General features: G+C 69.0%; 11 protein-coding genes. 6 read left to right on the forward strand and 5 right to left on the reverse strand.

Annotated elements, in window-relative coordinates:
* Positions 1–18 precede the first annotated feature (18 nt).
* The 3 genes from ACZ7KI_RS14575 to ACZ7KI_RS14585 all read right to left on the reverse strand — a co-directional run bounded on the left by ACZ7KI_RS14575 (position 19) and on the right by ACZ7KI_RS14585 (position 1,943).
* Complete coding sequence (locus tag ACZ7KI_RS14575) at positions 19–576, reverse strand: dihydrofolate reductase family protein (protein ID WP_470273615.1); 558 nt, start codon at positions 574–576, stop codon at positions 19–21.
* Positions 577–958: 382 nt separating this feature from the next.
* Positions 959–1,612, reverse strand: a complete 654-nt coding sequence (locus ACZ7KI_RS14580; protein ID WP_470273616.1) for a DUF899 domain-containing protein — start codon at positions 1,610–1,612, stop codon at positions 959–961.
* The gene (locus ACZ7KI_RS14585; RefSeq protein WP_470273617.1) at positions 1,605–1,943 is read right to left on the reverse strand and encodes an ArsR/SmtB family transcription factor; all 339 of its coding nucleotides are present in this window, start codon (positions 1,941–1,943) and stop codon (positions 1,605–1,607) included. Before ACZ7KI_RS14585 ends, ACZ7KI_RS14580 begins: the two co-directional genes overlap by 8 nt.
* 135 nt (positions 1,944–2,078) lie before the next feature.
* On the opposite strand from ACZ7KI_RS14585, the gene icmF reads away from it, so the two are divergent.
* The 3 genes from icmF to ACZ7KI_RS14600 are packed head-to-tail and all read left to right on the forward strand — an operon-like array spanning position 2,079 to position 7,190.
* A complete protein-coding gene (gene icmF / locus ACZ7KI_RS14590) occupies positions 2,079–5,315 on the forward strand; it encodes a fused isobutyryl-CoA mutase/GTPase IcmF (protein ID WP_470273618.1) in 3,237 nt (1,078 codons plus the stop codon).
* Positions 5,316–5,358: 43 nt separating this feature from the next.
* The gene (locus ACZ7KI_RS14595) at positions 5,359–6,204 is read left to right on the forward strand and encodes an LLM class F420-dependent oxidoreductase (RefSeq protein ID WP_470273619.1); all 846 of its coding nucleotides are present in this window, start codon (positions 5,359–5,361) and stop codon (positions 6,202–6,204) included.
* Positions 6,201–7,190 (forward strand): TIGR03557 family F420-dependent LLM class oxidoreductase, encoded by a 990-nt coding sequence (locus ACZ7KI_RS14600; protein ID WP_191254397.1) that lies wholly within the window; start codon positions 6,201–6,203, stop codon positions 7,188–7,190. The genes ACZ7KI_RS14595 and ACZ7KI_RS14600 overlap by 4 nt, the downstream gene beginning before the upstream one ends.
* 83 nt (positions 7,191–7,273) lie before the next feature.
* Here ACZ7KI_RS14600 and kstR read toward each other — a convergent pair whose 3' ends face one another.
* Complete coding sequence (gene kstR / locus ACZ7KI_RS14605) at positions 7,274–7,921, reverse strand: cholesterol catabolism transcriptional regulator KstR (protein WP_470273669.1); 648 nt, start codon at positions 7,919–7,921, stop codon at positions 7,274–7,276.
* A 150-nt stretch (positions 7,922–8,071) separates the two neighbouring features.
* On the opposite strand from kstR, the gene ACZ7KI_RS14610 reads away from it, so the two are divergent.
* The 3 genes from ACZ7KI_RS14610 (at position 8,072) to ACZ7KI_RS14620 (ending at position 14,209) form a co-directional block, all read left to right on the forward strand.
* Positions 8,072–10,147: an acyl-CoA dehydrogenase family protein gene (locus tag ACZ7KI_RS14610; RefSeq protein ID WP_470273620.1), complete on the forward strand. Its 2,076-nt coding sequence runs from the start codon at positions 8,072–8,074 to the stop codon at positions 10,145–10,147.
* A 115-nt stretch (positions 10,148–10,262) separates the two neighbouring features.
* Positions 10,263–13,028, forward strand: coding sequence for a DEAD/DEAH box helicase (locus ACZ7KI_RS14615; RefSeq protein ID WP_470273621.1), 2,766 nt, complete (start codon positions 10,263–10,265; stop codon positions 13,026–13,028).
* A complete protein-coding gene (locus tag ACZ7KI_RS14620; RefSeq protein WP_470273622.1) occupies positions 13,028–14,209 on the forward strand; it encodes an SWIM zinc finger family protein in 1,182 nt (393 codons plus the stop codon). Before ACZ7KI_RS14615 ends, ACZ7KI_RS14620 begins: the two co-directional genes overlap by 1 nt.
* 763 nt (positions 14,210–14,972) lie before the next feature.
* Here the strand turns inward: ACZ7KI_RS14620 and ACZ7KI_RS14625 are convergent.
* Entirely contained in the window at positions 14,973–16,220 is a 1,248-nt protein-coding gene (locus ACZ7KI_RS14625) for an alpha/beta hydrolase fold domain-containing protein (RefSeq protein ID WP_470273623.1), read from the reverse strand.
* Positions 16,221–16,272 lie beyond the last annotated feature (52 nt).

Genomic DNA, 16,272 nt, shown 5'->3' on the forward strand with positions numbered 1-16,272 from the left:
GGGCTGCCGCCGGAGGGTTCACCGCGTTTCGTAGGTCAGCAGTACCGCGCGCCCGTCCATCGTCCGGGTGCCGGTCAACCGCAGGTCCGTCCGGACGCCGCCGCCGAACACCTGCTTGCCGCCGCCGAGCACCACCGGGTGCACGATGACGTGGAACTCGTCGATCAGGCCGAGGTCGGCGAGCGCCGTGGCCAGTTCGGCCCCGCCCATCAGCAGCAGATCCTTGCCGGGTTTGCCTTTGAGTTCGGTGACGTTTCCGGCGAGGTCGCCACCGATGACCTCGGTGCCCCAGTCCGCGGTTTCGAGCGTCCGCGAAAAGACGATCTTGGGCGTCTCCCGCCAGATCGGTGCGTACGCGAGGTCGTGCGGGTGATCCGAGATCTCCTCCGCCCGCGGCCAGTACGACGACATCATGTCCCAGACCCGCCGTCCGTAGAGGAGGGTGTCGGCGCGGTCGTTGAGTTCCTGGGAGTGGGCGGACAGCTCCGGGCCCATCTCGGCCCAGTCGAACTCGCCGTTCGGGCCTTCGACGCGGCCGTCGAGCGAGGTGTGGACGGCGTAGACGAGCTTGCGCATGGCTTGATCCCTTCGGTGTGGCGCCCGCCTTTCGGGCGCCGGACACCAAGGGGTCGGAGCGGGCGCGAGGTTCTCGACATGGCCTCTCCGCATTTAGAGGACTAAATGCGGAGACAGGCGGGTCCTAGGGAGAGGTAAGCCAAAGACGGACTTTCCTGGCTTGAGGCTGCGGGTGAGGGGTGGGCTGGGTTGGTCGTGGGGGGGGGGTTGGGTTTTTCCCCCCCCCCCCCCCCCCCCCCCCCCCCCCCCCCCCCCCCCCCCCCCGGCCGACATTCGCCAGCCCGGCCGGAGCCAGGCCGTGAAGGCTCCCGCCTGTTTTGAAGTCAGCAAGGAAGCCCTTCACAGGGCAGCGCCGCATTTAGAGGACTAAACGCGAAGAGGCTCAGTACTCGTCGTGCCGTTTCCACCAGTGCCCGGGGCCGTCGGTCCCGCGGCCGGACTCCTCCCAGGCCTCTTGCCGCCCGAACGGCGTCAGGTCCAGGTAGCGCAGCGTCCCCACCAGCTGGTCGGCGCCGCGGCCGGAGGTGAAGTACGTCCGGAACACCTCGTCGCCCTCGCGAAGGAAGACGCTGACGCCGAATCCGCCGTCGATGCCGCAGTCCGGGTTGAAGTCGCCGGAGGTCGAGACCCACGGGACGGTCCAGCCCATCCGCTCCTTGTACCGCTCGATTTCGGGCAGCGTCGCCGGCGCGACCACGTACAGGGTGGTGTCGCGGGCGTGCAGGTGCGCGAGGTGGCCGATGTTGTCCAGGACCATCGAGCAACCGGGGCAGCCCGCCTTCTGGCCTGGGTTGAGCATGAAGTGGTAGACGATCAGCTGGCGTCGTCCCTCGAACAGGTCCAGGAGGGTGACCCGGCCCTGCGGCCCGTCGAACTCGTACTTGCTGTCGAAGCGGACCATCGGCAGCCTTCGCCGTTCGGCGGCGATCGCGTCCGCGGCGCGGCTGAGTTCTTTCTCCTTGGCCAGCAACGCGTCTCGCGCGACCTGCCATTCGTCGGCCGAGACGACCTCCGGCAGTGTGACGGTCTCAGTCATTTCGTTCGCCTTTCTGTAGCTCCGCGAGATGTTCTTCCATCCGGTCGAAACTTCCGTCCCAGAAGCGCCGGTACCGCTCGACCCAGTCGGCGACGTCGCCGAGCGGGGCGGCCTCCAGCCGGCAGGGCCGCCACTGCGCCGTCTTGGTCCGGCTGATCAAGCCCGCGCGTTCGAGGACCTTGAGGTGCTTGGAAACGGCCTGGAGGCTGACCGGAAAGGGCTCGGCCAGCTCGTTGACGCTGGCCTCGCCGGTGGCGAGCCGGGCGAGGATGGCGCGCCGCGTGGGGTCCGCCAGTGCGGCGAACGTGGCGCTGAGCTGATCAGTGGTCATCGCTGCTCAATCAATCGGTTGTTTAACCCTTTGGTTGAATATACTGGTGCGTGTCGATCTGTCAAGGGCGAGTGAGAGCGCCATCACGCGAGTGGATGGGTTTAAAACAGTAGGAAGTCCAAGTATTTTGGAGCTATGACCAGCGACCTGCACCGGCCCGTGAATCCCGTTCGCTTCGTGACGGCGTCGAGCCTCTTCGATGGGCACGACGCGTCCATCAACATCATGCGGCGCATCTTGCAGTCGCAGGGCGCGGAGGTCGTTCACCTCGGGCACAACCGGTCGGTCGACGAGGTCGCCACCGCGGCCATCGCCGAGGACGTCCAGGGCGTGGCCATCAGCGCCTATCAGGGCGGGCACGTCGAATACTTCAGTTACCTGGTCGAGCTGCTGAACGAACGCGGCGCCGGGCATATCAAGGTGTTCGGTGGCGGGGGTGGCGTCATCGTCCGTGAGGAGATCGACCTGCTGCACTCGCGCGGCGTCGCGCGGATCTTCTCGCCGGAGGACGGCTACGAGATGGGCCTCCCGGGCATGATCAACCTGATGATCAAGGCCTGCGACACGGATCTCTCCGCGCAGTCGCCGGGCTCGCTGGACAAACTGCTTTCGGGTGACATCCCGGCGTTGTCCCGGGTCATCACCCAGCTTCAGCGCGAGTCACTGTCGCCGGAGTGGCTCGGCAAGATCACCGAAGCCGCCAAGGCACGGCAGGTGCCGGTCCTGGGTATCACCGGTACGGGTGGTTCCGGCAAGTCGTCGCTCACCGACGAGCTGATCCGCCGGTTCCGGCTGGATCAGGAGGACAAGCTCCGCATCGCCGTGCTGGCCGTCGACCCGTCGCGCCGCAAGGGCGGGGGAGCGCTGCTCGGCGACCGGATCCGGATGAACTGCCTCGACGGCAGCCCCGTCTACTTCCGCTCGCTGGCCACCCGGACCACCAGCGGTGAGATCCCGACCGGGCTTTCGGAGTCGATCCTCGCCTGCAAGGCCGCGGGCTTCGACCTGGTGATCGTCGAGACACCGGGTATCGGCCAGGGTGACGCCGGCATCGTCGACTACGTGGATCAGTCGCTGTACGTCATGACGCCGGAGTTCGGCGCGGCCTCGCAGCTGGAGAAGATCGACATGCTCGACTTCGCCGACGCGGTGGCGATCAACAAGTTCGAGCGCCGCGGCGCCGAGGACGCCCGCCGTGACGTCGCGCGTCAGCTCGTCCGCAACCGTGAGGCGTTCAGCTCCTCGCCCGAGGACATGCCGGTCTACGGCACCAGTGCCGCGAAGTTCAACGACGACGGTGTCACCGCGCTCTACCAGCACTTGCGCGACACGCTCGCCGAACGCGGCCTGACCGTCTCGCCCGGCGTGCTGCCGAAGGTCGAGGGCAAGGTCTCCACCGACGCCAGCACGATCATCCCGCCCAACCGGTCGCGCTATCTCGCGGAGATCGCCGAAACGCTCCGCGGTTACCACGCCAAGACCGAGCAGCAGGTCGCCGCGCTGCGCCAGTACGAGCACCTCGCCGCCGCCAAGGAGGCGCTGGCCGCTGTCGACGCGGGCACCGACGCGCTCGACGGGCTGCTCGCCGCGGCCGGGTCCGATGTGGACGGCGAGTCGACGAATCTGCTGTCGCGCTTCCGTGAACTCGCCGAGTCCTACCGCGCCGACGAGCTGGTCGTGAAGATCCGCGACAAGGAACTGCACACCCAGCTCTGGCGCGACACGCTGTCCGGCAACCGGATCCCGCGCGTGGCACTCCCGCGCTACACCGAATCCGGTGAGCTGCTGTCGTTCCTGCGCCGCGAACACCTGCCCGGATACTTCCCCTACACCGCGGGCGTCTTCCCGTTCAAACGCGAGGGCGAGGACCCGGCGCGGATGTTCGCCGGCGAGGGCGATCCCTTCCGTACCAACAAACGGTTCAAGCTGCTGTCGGCCGATTCCGAGGCGAAGCGCCTTTCGACCGCGTTCGACTCGGTGACGCTGTACGGGCACGACCCGCACACCCGTCCCGACATCTACGGCAAGGTCGGCACCTCCGGCGTGTCCATCGCGACGCTCGAAGACATGAAGGTGCTCTACGACGGCTTCGACCTGACCTCGCCGAGCACCTCGGTGTCGATGACCATCAACGGCCCGGCGCCGACGATCCTCGCCTTCTTCCTCAACACCGCGATCGACCAGCGCGTCGAGGCGTTCAAGGCTGAACACGGCCGCGCGCCGTCCGAAGCCGAGATCGCCGAACTGGGTGAATGGGCGCTGCGCAACGTCCGCGGCACCGTGCAGGCGGACATCCTCAAGGAGGACCAGGGGCAGAACACCTGCATCTTCTCCACCGAGTTCAGCCTGCGCATGATGGCCGACATCCAGGAATGGTTCATCGAGCACGGCGTCCGCAACTTCTACTCGGTGTCGATCTCCGGCTATCACATCGCCGAGGCCGGGGCGAACCCGATCTCGCAGCTGGCGTTCACCCTGTCGAACGGTTTCACCTACGTCGAAAGCTACCTCGCGCGCGGGATGGACATCGACGACTTCGCGCCGAACCTGTCGTTCTTCTTCTCCAACGGCATGGACGCCGAGTACTCGGTGCTGGGCCGCGTCGCGCGGCGGATCTGGGCGGTCGCGATGCGCGAGCGCTACGGCGCCAACGAGCGTTCGCAGAAGCTCAAGTACCACGTGCAGACCTCCGGCCGGTCGCTGCACGCGCAGGAGATGAGCTTCAACGACATCCGCACCACGCTGCAGGCGCTGTGCGCGCTGTACGACAACGCGAACTCCTTGCACACCAACGCCTTCGACGAGGCGATCACCACGCCGTCGGAGAGCTCGGTCCGCCGCGCGATGGCCATCCAGATGATCATCAACAAGGAATGGGGCCTGTCGAAGAACGAGAACCCGTTGCAGGGCTCGTTCATCATCGACGAGCTGACCGATCTGGTCGAAGAGGCCGTCCTGCTGGAGTTCGACCGGATCTCCGAACGCGGCGGCGTGCTCGGCGCGATGGAGACCGGCTACCAGCGCGGCAAGATCCAGGACGAGTCGATCCTCTACGAGCGCCAGAAGCACGACGGCACGCTGCCGATCATCGGCGTCAACACCTTCCGCAACCCGAACGCCGGTGAGGACGACGTCGAGGTCGAACTCGCGCGGGCGACCGAGGACGAGAAGCGGTCGCAGCTGGAGCGGCTCGAGGACTTCCAGCGACGCCACCACGACGAGGCGCAGGTCGCGCTCAAGACCCTGCGCGAGGCGGCGACCCGGGGCGGAAACCTGTTCGGTGTGCTGATGGACGCGGCACGGGTCTGCTCGCTCGGCCAGATCACCGAGGCGTTCTTCGAGGTGGGCGGACAGTACCGCCGCAACGTCTAGGGCCCCGGGAATATCGCGGCGCGTGTCCGGGTAGTTGCTGGACATGGAGATCGGAATCGCCACCTTCATCACCGATGAAGGCATCAGGCCGGACGTCCTCGCCGCCGCGGCGGAGGAGCGCGGGTTCAGCTCGCTGCAGATCGCGGAGCATTCGCACATCCCGGTGAGCCGGGAAACGCCGTACCCGGGTGGCGGCGAGCTGCCGAGGGTCTACTACCGGACCTTGGACCCGTTCGTCGCGCTGACGGCGGCGGCCGGGGCCACGTCGGACCTGAAACTGGGCACGGGCGTCGCGCTGCTGCAGCAGCGCGACGTCATCCACACCGCGAAAGAGGTCGCTTCGCTGGACCTGGTTTCGCGCGGCCGGTTCCTGTTCGGCGTCGGCGTCGGGTGGAACCGGGAGGAAATGCGCAATCACGGCACGGATCCGAAGACGCGCGGCGCGCTCGTCGACGAGCAGCTGGCCGCGCTGAAGGAGATCTGGACCAAGGACGAGGCCGAGTTCCACGGCAAGCTCGTCGACTTCGACCCCATCTTCGCGTGGCCCAAGCCGGTGCAGAAGCCGCATCCGCCGATCTACATCGGTGGCGCGGGGGAGAAGGCGATGCAGCGGATCGCGAAATTCGGTGACGGCTGGCTGCCGCACGCCCACACGCCGCCGGAGGAGCTTCGCAAGGCCCGTCAGTGGCTGGCCGACCAGGGCCGGAGCGACGTCAAGTTCTCCGCTTTCGGTGCTTCGCCGGAGGAGGACGCGTTGCGCGCGCTGGCGAGCGGAGGCGTCGACGAGGCGACGCTCTTCCTGCCGACCGAGCCCGAAGCGGAGACACTGGAACGACTCGACCAGTACGCGAAGGTCGCCGAGAGCTTTCGAAAGGGGCAGCAGGCGTGACTGAGGTTCAAATCGGCTTGGCCGCGGCACTCGAGCAGTTCTCCCCGCGCGAGTCGATCCGGCTGGCGGCGCTGGCCGAACAGCACGGATTCTCCGGCCAGATGGCCGCCGACCACTTCCAGCCCTGGGTCCCGCAGCAGGGTGAGGCCTCGTTCGTGTGGAGTGTGCTCGCCTCGCTGGCGGAGAACACCACCGGCGACCTCGGCCCCGGCGTGACCTGCCCGTCGTTCCGGCTGCACCCGTCGATGGTCGCCCAGGCCGCGGCGACGCTGGAGGCCACCTACCCCGGCCGGACCTGGCTCGGCATCGGCTCCGGTGAAGCGCTCAACGAGCACATCATCGGCGGCTACTGGCCGGAGGCGCCCGAGCGGGTACGACGGATGTTCGAGGCGCTCGAGGTCATCCGGAAGCTGTTCACCGGCAAGGACGTCAAGCACAGTGGCGAGTTCTTCAAGCTCCACACCACCCGGTTGTGGACCCTGCCGGACGAGCCGCCGCCGATCTACATCGCGTCGGCGGGCCCGTATACCTCGCGCAAAACCGGTGAACTCGCCGACGGATTGATCACGCCGGGCGCGTCGATCGAGAAGCTCGCCGGGATCCTCGACAACTTCGGCACCGGCGCGCGCAAGGCGGGCAAGGACCCGGATTCGATGCCGAAACTGCTGCAGGTGCACCTGTCGTGGGCCGAGGACGACGAAACGGCCTGGGCCAACGCGATGGACCAGTGGCCCAACGGCGGCATGAAGTTCCCGAAGGCCGACATCCGCTCGCCGTTCGACTTCGCGCAGATGGCGAAACTGGTGCGGCGCGAGGACTTCGAGGGCCGCATGGTCGTCTCGTCCGATCCGGACGTGCACCGCGCGGCGCTGCAGAAGTACGTCGACGCCGGGTTCAACCGGATCTACATCCACAACGTGGGCCGGAACCAGGACGAGTTCATCGAGACGTTCGGGCGGGACGTGCTTCCGAAGCTGACCGCCTGATCCGCTTCACACGCGCCATGAAAGGTCCTTTCCTTGCAAATTTCGCAAGGAAAGGACCTTTCATGGCACGAGAGCGAGGTCCGTCAGTCGTTCTTGTCCAGCAGCAGGTGCACCGAAAGTTCCAGCCGGTTCGCCACGTCCGCCGCCGAAGCGCGCCGCGTCACCCAGGCGACCAGGTTCGCCATCCAGACGTCGGCGATGACGTGGAAGATGTCGCGATCGGCCTCGGTCGGCTCCTCGATGCCCATGGCCTTGGCGAACATGTTCTCCATCAGCCGCCCGACCTGCTCGACCTCGGCGGCCGCGGTGGTGTCGGCGAACATGAACGCGCGGACCATGGCCTCGGTCAGGTGCGGGTCGCGCTGCATCAGCCGGGTGTTGCGGCCGAGGACGAACATCAGCCGCTCGCTCGGGGTGTCACCGGGGATGGCGGCGCGTTCGAGTTTTTCCTGCGCGCGTTCGAATTCCCGGGCCAGCCCGGAGACGAGCAGGTGGATCTTCGAGGGGAAGTAGCGGTACAGCGTGCCGAGCGCGACGTCCGCCTTCTCGGCGACCGCCCGCATCTGGACCGCGTCGTACCCGCCTTTCGCGGCGAGGGTCAGGGTCGCGTCGATGATGCGGCGACGCCGGTCGCGTTGTGCCGCGGAGCCGAGCTCTTCGCCACCCAGCGCGGAGAGACCGTTGCCGCTTCGCGCCTTCGCGCTCGTGGGTGCCTTGGCCTTCCCTGGCATCGCCACGTCCCCCTTCATCGAACGGAACTTGTTCCACTTTCCCCGCGTAGCGTACCTAAGCGGACGAACGGTTCAAGTCGCGACCCACTGGGCAAGAAACTGTAACACGTTCTACACTCGCGGGTAGGTCACCGCGAGGAGGTCCCACCCGTGTCGATCGCGCTCACCGAGGAACAGGCGGCGCTGGCCGCGTCGATCAGGGCGTGGGCGGCCTCCGCCCGGCCGGTCGACGCCGTCCGAAGCGGACGGATCGCCGAGCCGCCGCCGGGACTGGCGGAACTCGGCCTCTTCGGCGTCGCGATCCCCGAAGACGTCGGCGGAGCGGGCGGCACGCTCGCCGATCTGGCCGCCGGGCTCGCCGAAGCGGCCGAAGCGCTCGTGCCCGGTCCGGTGCTCGGAACGGCGTTGGGCGGCGCGGTGCTCGCGACGGTTCCCGAGGCCGCCAAGGAGATCCTGCCCGGACTCGCGGACGGCACCGAACAGCTGGCGGTGGTGCTCGGTCCGGGTTTTCTCGTATCCGACTCGGTCGTCGACGGTGAGTCGGGACCGGCGCTCGACGTTCACCCGTCGGCGTGGCTCTTGGTTCTCGCCGGTGACCTCTCCGTGCTCATTCCACCTGGGACGTCCGGTGTGGACATCGAGCAGTGCGAACCTTTCGACCTGTCCCGTCCGGCCGGCCGTGTCCGGTGCGCGGGGGTGCGTCCCGAAGCGATTTTCGAATCGCTGCCCGTGGACGACTACGCCGCCACCCTCGGCGCCGCCGAAGCCGCCGGGATCGCCCGATGGTGTCTCCGGACCGCCGTCGAGTACGCGAAGGTGCGAGAACAGTTCGGCCGTCCCATCGGGTCGTTCCAGGCGATCAAGCATCTTTGCGCGGAAATGCTCTGCCGCGCCGAAGCCGCCGACGCGCTCGCGTGGGACGCGGCGAGCGCGGTCGAAGACCCGGCGCAGCATCCTCTCGCGGCCGCGACGGCGGCGGCTTACGCCCTCGACGCTGCCGTGGCCAACGCGAAGGACTGCATCCAGGTCCTCGGCGGCATCGGATTCACCTGGGAGCATGACGCGCACTTTTACCTGCGTCGCGCCGTGGCCCTGCGTCAGTGGCTCGGCGGATCCGCTCGCTGGCGCCGCCGCGCCGCCGAACTCGCGCTGGGCGGCGACCGCCGGACGCTGGGCGTGGACGTCGGGGAAGACGCCGCACTCCGTGACCTGGTCGGCGAAATCGCCGCCTTGCCGGAACCCGGCCGCCGCGTCGCGCTGGCCGACAGTGGACTCTTGGCCCCGCATTGGCCATCGCCCTACGGACGGGGCGCCACGGCCGCCGAGCAGCTGCGGATCGACGCCGCCCTCGCCGACGCGGGCGTCCGCCGTCCGGATCTGGTCATCGGCGCCTGGGCCGTGCCGACGTTGCTGGAACACGGTTCGCCGGAACAACGGGAACGCTTCGCGGCACCCACCTTGCGTGGCGAGATCACCTGGTGCCAGTTGTTCAGCGAGCCCGAGGCAGGCTCCGACCTCGCGTCGCTCCGCACGACGGCCAGGCGCGTCGACGGCGGCTGGCGGCTGAACGGCCAGAAGGTGTGGACATCGCTCGCACACGAGGCCGATTGGGCGATCTGCCTGGCGCGTACCGACCCGGAAGCGCCGAAACACCGGGGGATCACGTACTTCCTCGTCGACATGACCGCCGACGGCATCGCTACCCGTCCGCTGCGCGAGATCACCGGCGACGCCGTCTTCAACGAGGTGTTCCTCGAAGACGTGTTCGTCCCGGACGACCAGGTGGTCGGCGAGGTCGACGGTGGCTGGCGGCTCGCGCGGACGACGCTGGCGAACGAACGGGTCGCCCTCGGGAGCGGATCCGCGGTGGGGGAGGGGGTCGAGAACCTGCTCGCCACCCTCGACGGCGACGCCGATCTCGACCGGCTCGGCGGCCTGATCGCCGAAGGCAGCGCGTGTTCGGTCCTCGACCTCCGGGCAACGCTACGGCGGCTCGACGGCCAGGACCCGGGTGCCGAGTCGAGTGTGCGAAAACTGCTGGGCGTCCGGCATCGGCAGGCGGTGGCGGACTTCGCACTGGAGAACCTGGGCGAGGACGCACTCGTCGCCGGGGACCCCGCCCAGCACGAATTCCTGCTGGCCCGGTGCCTCAGCATCGCGGGCGGCACTACGCAGGTGCTGCTGTCGCTGACGGCCGAGCGGCTGCTGGGGCTTCCGCGGTCCTGAAAGTCCCGGTCACAGCCCCGCGGCCTGCCATGAAAGGTCCTTTCCTCGCAAAATTTGCCAGGAAAGGACCTTTCATAACACCTCCGCCCGCCGCCTGTCGGTCCCGTGCTCTAACGTGCGGGTCGTGGAGTTCGGCACAGGAACCCAGGCCACCTTCGTCCCCTCGGATGCCCCGCGGGACGGCGTGCTGGCGCTCTGGGGAGACGGCGTAGCGGGTGACACCGCGATCGAACTCGTGCTGCCGGTGGGGAAGGTGTTCCGGCGCACGAAGGTCGACGCGGCACTCGTCCCGTTGTCGCGGGCGATTCCCCGGCTGCTGACCGCGGACGGCGAACTGAGCCCGGCCATCGCCGCGTGGGCGGCCGTCGCCGAAGCCGGGGTGAACCTCATCGCCCGGGGAAGGCTGCTGCCCGCGGCCTCGCCCGGCGGGGTGGATTCGTGGCGGGTCGGCCCGCTCGACGTCGCCGACGAGGAGATGCTGCGCGGGCTCGCCGCCGCGCTGCCGCCCGAGGCGCACGCGTTGCCGTTGTCCGGGCTGAAACGGATCCGGCTGCACTCGCCCGAGTCGTTGATCCGCGCGTTCTGGGACGCGACGGCGGACGTGCTGGTGCGTACGCCGGCGGCGAGTGTCGCGGCGGGCGGCCCGGCGTTCGCGGCGCCCGAGCCGACGCTGGTGGGGCCGGACGGTGCCGCCTGGCTCGCGGAACTGAGCGCCCGGCAGGCGCAGGGCGCGCATCTCGTCCTGCGCATGGAGGTGCAGGAAGCCGAGAGCCCCGAAGAGGAACCCACGTTCGCCGCCGTCCTCGCCGTACGGAGCGCCGCCGATCCGAGCCTGATCGTCGAGGCGGCGACGCTGTGGGACGCGCCCGAGGCGGTACTGGAGCGGATGGGCGAGCAGGTCGAGACGCAGTTGCTGCTCGGACTGCGTCGCGGCGCCAGGGCGTGGGCGCCGCTGGGCCGCATGCTGCGGTCGGCCGCGCCGACCGAACTGGCGCTCGAATACGACGAGGTCGTCGACCTGCTGACCCACGGTGATGTGGCGCTGGGCGGCGCCGGCATCGAGGTGCAGTGGCCGAAGGATCTGTTCGCGGGCGAGCTCAAGGCCAAGGCCAGTGCGACGCAGGCGCCCGGCAGTGTCACCGGGCCCGAGTTCACGCTCAAGAGCTTGTTGCAGTTCCGCTGGCGCCTGAGCCTGGGGGACGAGGAACTCACCGACGCCGAGGTCACCGCGCTCGCCGAGGCGAAACGGCCGCTGGTGCGGTTGCGGGGCAAGTGGGTCAAGGTCGACGCGCGCTTGCTCGCGAAGGTGCGGGCGCATCGCGCGAAGAAGCTGTCCGGAGCCGAGGCGCTGGCCGCGGCGCTCACCGGCGAACTGGAACTGGACGGCGAGAAGGTCGAGTTCACCGCGCCATCGGCGCTGACGGGACTGCTCCAGCGGATCCGTGACTCGGCCGCGGAACCGATCGAGCAGCCCGCGGAACTGCGGGCCACCCTGCGGCCGTACCAGAAGGCAGGCCTGTCGTGGCTGGCGACGATGACCGGGCTCGGCCTGGGCGCCTGTCTCGCCGACGACATGGGGCTGGGCAAGACGATCCAGCTCATCTCCCTGCATCTGCATCGCCGCCCGCTCGGGGAGGGCCCCACCCTCGTCCTGTGCCCGACGTCGCTGCTGGGCAACTGGGAACGCGAATTCGCCCGGTTCGCCCCGGACATCCCGGTACGCCGGTTCCACGGCGGTGGACGGCATCTTGACGAGGTCGCGCCGGACGAGGTCGTGCTCGCCACGTACGGCGTCCTCCGCCGGGATCGCGAGACACTGTCCGAAGTGGACTGGGGAATGATCGCCGCTGACGAGGCGCAGCACGTCAAGAACCCGCTTTCGGTCACGGCCAAGGAACTCCGGAAGATCCCGGCCGCGGCGAAGGTCGCGCTGACCGGGACACCGATGGAGAACCGGCTGACCGAACTCTGGTCCATTGTGGACTGGACGACGCCTGGTCTGCTCGGCTCGCTCGACGGGTTCCGCCGCAAGGTGGCCCGGCCGATCGAACGTGACCGCGACACCGCGGCGACCGAACGGCTCGCCGCGACCGTGCGGCCGTTCCTGTTGCGCCGCAAGAAGACCGACCCGGACATCGCCCCCGAACTGCCCCGCAAGACCGAGACCGACCGGTTCGTCCCGCTCACCGCCGAGCAGACGACGCTGTACGAGGCGGTGGTACGGGAGAACCTCGCGATGATCCGCGAGCTGGACGGGGTGGCCCGGCGCGGTCAGGTGCTCAAACTGCTCACCGAGCTCAAGCAGATCTGCAACCATCCGGCGCAGTACCTCAAGGAACCCGGGGTGCTGCACGGCCGCTCCGGGAAGCTCGCCGCCTTCGAGGAGCTGCTCGACGTCATCCTCGACGAGGGCGACAGCGTGCTCGTGTTCAGCCAGTACGTCCAGCTGTGCCGCCTGCTGGAAAAACGTCTCGCCGAACGCGGGCTACCGACGATGCTGCTGTCCGGGTCGAGCACGCCCAAGGTCCGCGAAGAGATGGTCGCCCGGTTCCAGGCGGGTGAGGTGCCGGTGTTCCTGTTGTCGCTCAAGGCGGGCGGTGTCGGGCTCAACCTGACCAAGGCCACGCACGTGATCCACTACGACCGCTGGTGGAACCCGGCGGTCGAGGACCAGGCGACCGACCGCGCGTACCGGATCGGGCAGGACAGGCCGGTCCAGGTGCACCGGCTGATCGCCGAAGGCACCCTCGAAGAGCGCATCGCCACGGTCCTGGAGACCAAACGCGGGCTGGCCGACGCGGTCATCGGCGCGGGCGAGAACTGGATCACCGAACTGTCCGACGACGAACTCGCCGACCTCGTCCGGCTCGGGGAGACCTGATGCCCAGCACGACCGGCCGGAAGCGGCGCACCTTCGGCAACACATGGTGGGGCGAGGCCTGGGTCGAGGCGTTGGAGGAGCGCGCCAAACTCGACCCGAACCGGCTGCCGCGCGGACGCACGTACGCGCGCAAAGGGACGGTCAGCAAACTGGTCGTCGGCACGGGTGAGGTGACGGCGTCGGTACAGGGCAGCCGCGCCTCGCCGTACCGGGTGACCATCCACATGCGGGCGTTCACCGAGGAACAGTGGGAGAACCTGCTCGGCATGGTCGGTGCCCGGCTCGGGCACGTCGCCGCCCTCCTCGACGGCGAATTGCCCGGCGAGCTGGCCGAAGACGCGCGGGCCACCGGCGCGGACCTCCTGCCGGGGCCGGGCGATCTGCGTCCGAAGTGTTCCTGTCCCGACAGCGCGAACCCGTGCAAGCACGTCGCGGCGGTGTACTACCTGGTCGCGGACGAGGTCGACGCCGATCCGTTCGTGCTGTTCCTGCTGCGCGGCCGTCCGCGTGAGGCCGTGCTCGCGGAACTGCGTGCCCGCCGGGCGCCCGCGAGCGCGCCGGGCAAGCGGGTGCGCGCCGCCGCCGCACCCGGTGTCGACCCGAAACGCGCCTACACCCGGCGGATCGCCGCACTACCGCCGCGGCTGGCCGTCCCCGGCACGGTCGGGCCGCCCGCGGTCCTCGACGTCGACCCGCCGCATCGCACGGGCTGGAGCAGCGACACGTTCGCGGAACTCGCGGCCGACGCCGCCGCGAGGGCCTGGGAACTGCTGGTCATGGGGCCCGAAAGCGGAGCGGAGCTGTCGTTCGAGGAGGACTTGGCCCGCCGGGCAGCCAGGAGCCCGGACGTGATCGCCGAACTCGCCGAGGCCGCGCGGGTCCCGGTGCGGGATCTGGCCGCCTGGACACAGGCCTGGCGTGAGGCGGGCCGGGGCGGGATTGCGGTGGTCCGGGAGGTCTGGCGGCCGGGGCAGGCGCCGCTCTCCCAGGCGAGGGCGGATCTCGCCGAATCGGGGCTGCCGGGGGAGCCGAAGACCTGGCGGAACCGGATCACCCAAGGCGACCTGCAACTGCGCTACGGCCGCGACGAGCGTTGGTACCGCTTCGTCCGCGACGGCGAGGGCTGGCGGGTCGACGGCCCGTCGTCCACCCGGCCGATGGACCTCATCTACCCGCCCTGACGTCGCGCCTCGTGAGTGGTAATGACGGTTCTATTTGAGGGGTAAGTCAAACGTGTCGTGGCGTGCGGCCGGTCGTGAAGTACATGAAGGTCCCCTTCCTTGCGCCTAGCGCCAGGGTCCCGGCAAAGTCGCATAACTGCTGGTCGGCTCCGCCGCTAGAGCGGAACAGGGCGAACGTGTCGTGGTGGACACGGCGGTAGCGGGCCCACGCAAGGGGCCTCACCCGGGTCCGGATTGTCCATAAGGGACATTTTTCGAGACAGAAATTCCCGATTTGGGCATCTTGCACGGTTTCGCGTGGCTGGATGGATGGCGCGTGTGATCAGACGGAGGACACGTGTGACTGGATGGATGACACGCGGAAGCGGCAGGTTTCGTCGGGTGTTCTCCGTTCACTCACGCGTGCCCTCCGTCGGATCACGCGTGTCGCCCGATGGCAGGCACCTAAGACACCAGTGGCCCTCACCCGAACCGCCACTCACGCCATTCCTCCGAAACCGCACCCGCAGCCCCGCGGCGTCCAGAATCAGGCCCGCCCTACCTCGGCTCGATCAAGCTCTACCTCGACTATGCCGGGACCCTGGCGCTAGGCGCAAGGAAGGGGACCTTCATGTAATTCGGTAAGGCGTGACTCGCGTGCCTGGCCGCCGCACCCGGTGGTGCGGAATCTGAGCACGCGAGTGCGGTGTCGCGGCACCCAGCCTGCCGTCTCGCCCGAAACACGACACGTTTGCCTTACCCTTCAAATACCCGCCCTGACCACTCACGAGGCGCTGGACCGGCGTCGCCAGGTGCGGTAACTCCATTCCAGGAACCGCTCCACCCCGCGGACCACGTGCGCGCTGCGGATCGAGGGGAAGACGTCGAAGGCGTGCTGTGCCCCGGAGATCTCCGCGTAGGCGACTTCGCGGTGGGACTTCTCGCGTAGCCGCCGCACGAATTCGCGGGCCTCGCCCACCGGCACGAGTGAGTCGTGGACGCCGTGGATGACGAAGAACGGCGGTGCGTCTTCGGTGATCCGGTCCAGCGGCGAGGCCGCGATGTAGTCGTCGAGGAAGTTCACCGGATCCCTGTCCGCCTCGAAGACGTGCCGCGCGATCAGCGTCTTCAACCGCGTCTGGCTGGAACGCCGACCGCTGGTCGCGGCGAAGTCGTACACGCCGTAGTGCGGGGCGCACGCTTGGATGCTCGTGTCGGCCTCGGTGAAACCGGGCTGCAGTACCGGGTCGTTCGCGGTCAGCGCCATCAGCGCCGCGAGATGCCCGCCGGCCGAGCCCCCGGTCACGGCGACGAACGACGGGTCGCCGCCGTAGGACTCGGCGTTGTCCCGGATCCAGGCCAGCGCCCGTTTGGCCGCGACGATATGCGCGGGCCAGCGGGCGGCCGGCGACAGCGGGTAGTTGATCGCGACGCAGATCCAGCCGCGTTTGGCCATGTGCAGCATCAGCGGCAGGCCTTGCTGGTCCTTGTTGCCGATCACCCACGCGCCGCCGTGGACCTGCAGCAGGATCGGCGCGCCGGTGACCGGTTCGCGCGGGGCGTAGACGTCGAGCAGGAACCGTTTCCCGCCCGGGGCGTAGGCGATGTTCCGTTGACGGCGCACCTGCGGGTCGCGCATGCGGAACGGCATGGCCAACTGACCCCATGGCGTCGCGAGGTCCTTCGGATCCGGCGGGTGCTCCAGCTCGTCGAGATACGCCGTGCCGATGCCTTCGGTGAGCGCGGTCTCGATCTCGTCGCGGGCCCGCTGGGACTGGGCGATCAGCGCGCCGAGCCCGGCCGCCGACGCCGCCGCGAGCGCGAGGCCCGTCTTGCTGGAGCCGCTCCGGTGGCGGGCGACGTGGGCCGCCGCGTCGGCCGCGGTGAGCGCGAGCAGATGCGGGGCGAGCTCCCCGGTGAGCCAGCCCGCGAAGAACGCCGGGACCGCTGTCCTGGCGGCGCGTGGCGGCTTGAGCGCGTTCGCGGTGAGCGCGAGCTGGAGTGCCTGGCGGAGGACGAAACTCGACTGCATGAGCACCGATGCTACCGCCGGGTGACGCGGTAGAACCGGTTGCAGAGTTCGC

This window comes from Amycolatopsis sp. NPDC039088 (assembly GCF_055598845.1).

Bases quoted from the DNA above. Each gene is read 5' to 3' on its own strand.
- kstR (WP_470273669.1), bottom strand. From the start codon at position 7,921: ATGCCAGGGAAGGCCAAGGCACCCACGAGCGCGAAGGCGCGAAGCGGC.
- ACZ7KI_RS14575 (WP_470273615.1), bottom strand. From the start codon at position 576: ATGCGCAAGCTCGTCTACGCCGTCCACACCTCGCTCGACGGCCGCGTC.
- icmF (WP_470273618.1), top strand. From the start codon at position 2,079: ATGACCAGCGACCTGCACCGGCCCGTGAATCCCGTTCGCTTCGTGACG.
- ACZ7KI_RS14580 (WP_470273616.1), bottom strand. From the start codon at position 1,612: ATGACTGAGACCGTCACACTGCCGGAGGTCGTCTCGGCCGACGAATGG.
- ACZ7KI_RS14585 (WP_470273617.1), bottom strand. From the start codon at position 1,943: ATGACCACTGATCAGCTCAGCGCCACGTTCGCCGCACTGGCGGACCCC.
- ACZ7KI_RS14595 (WP_470273619.1), top strand. From the start codon at position 5,359: ATGGAGATCGGAATCGCCACCTTCATCACCGATGAAGGCATCAGGCCG.
- ACZ7KI_RS14620 (WP_470273622.1), top strand. From the start codon at position 13,028: ATGCCCAGCACGACCGGCCGGAAGCGGCGCACCTTCGGCAACACATGG.
- ACZ7KI_RS14625 (WP_470273623.1), bottom strand. From the start codon at position 16,220: ATGCAGTCGAGTTTCGTCCTCCGCCAGGCACTCCAGCTCGCGCTCACC.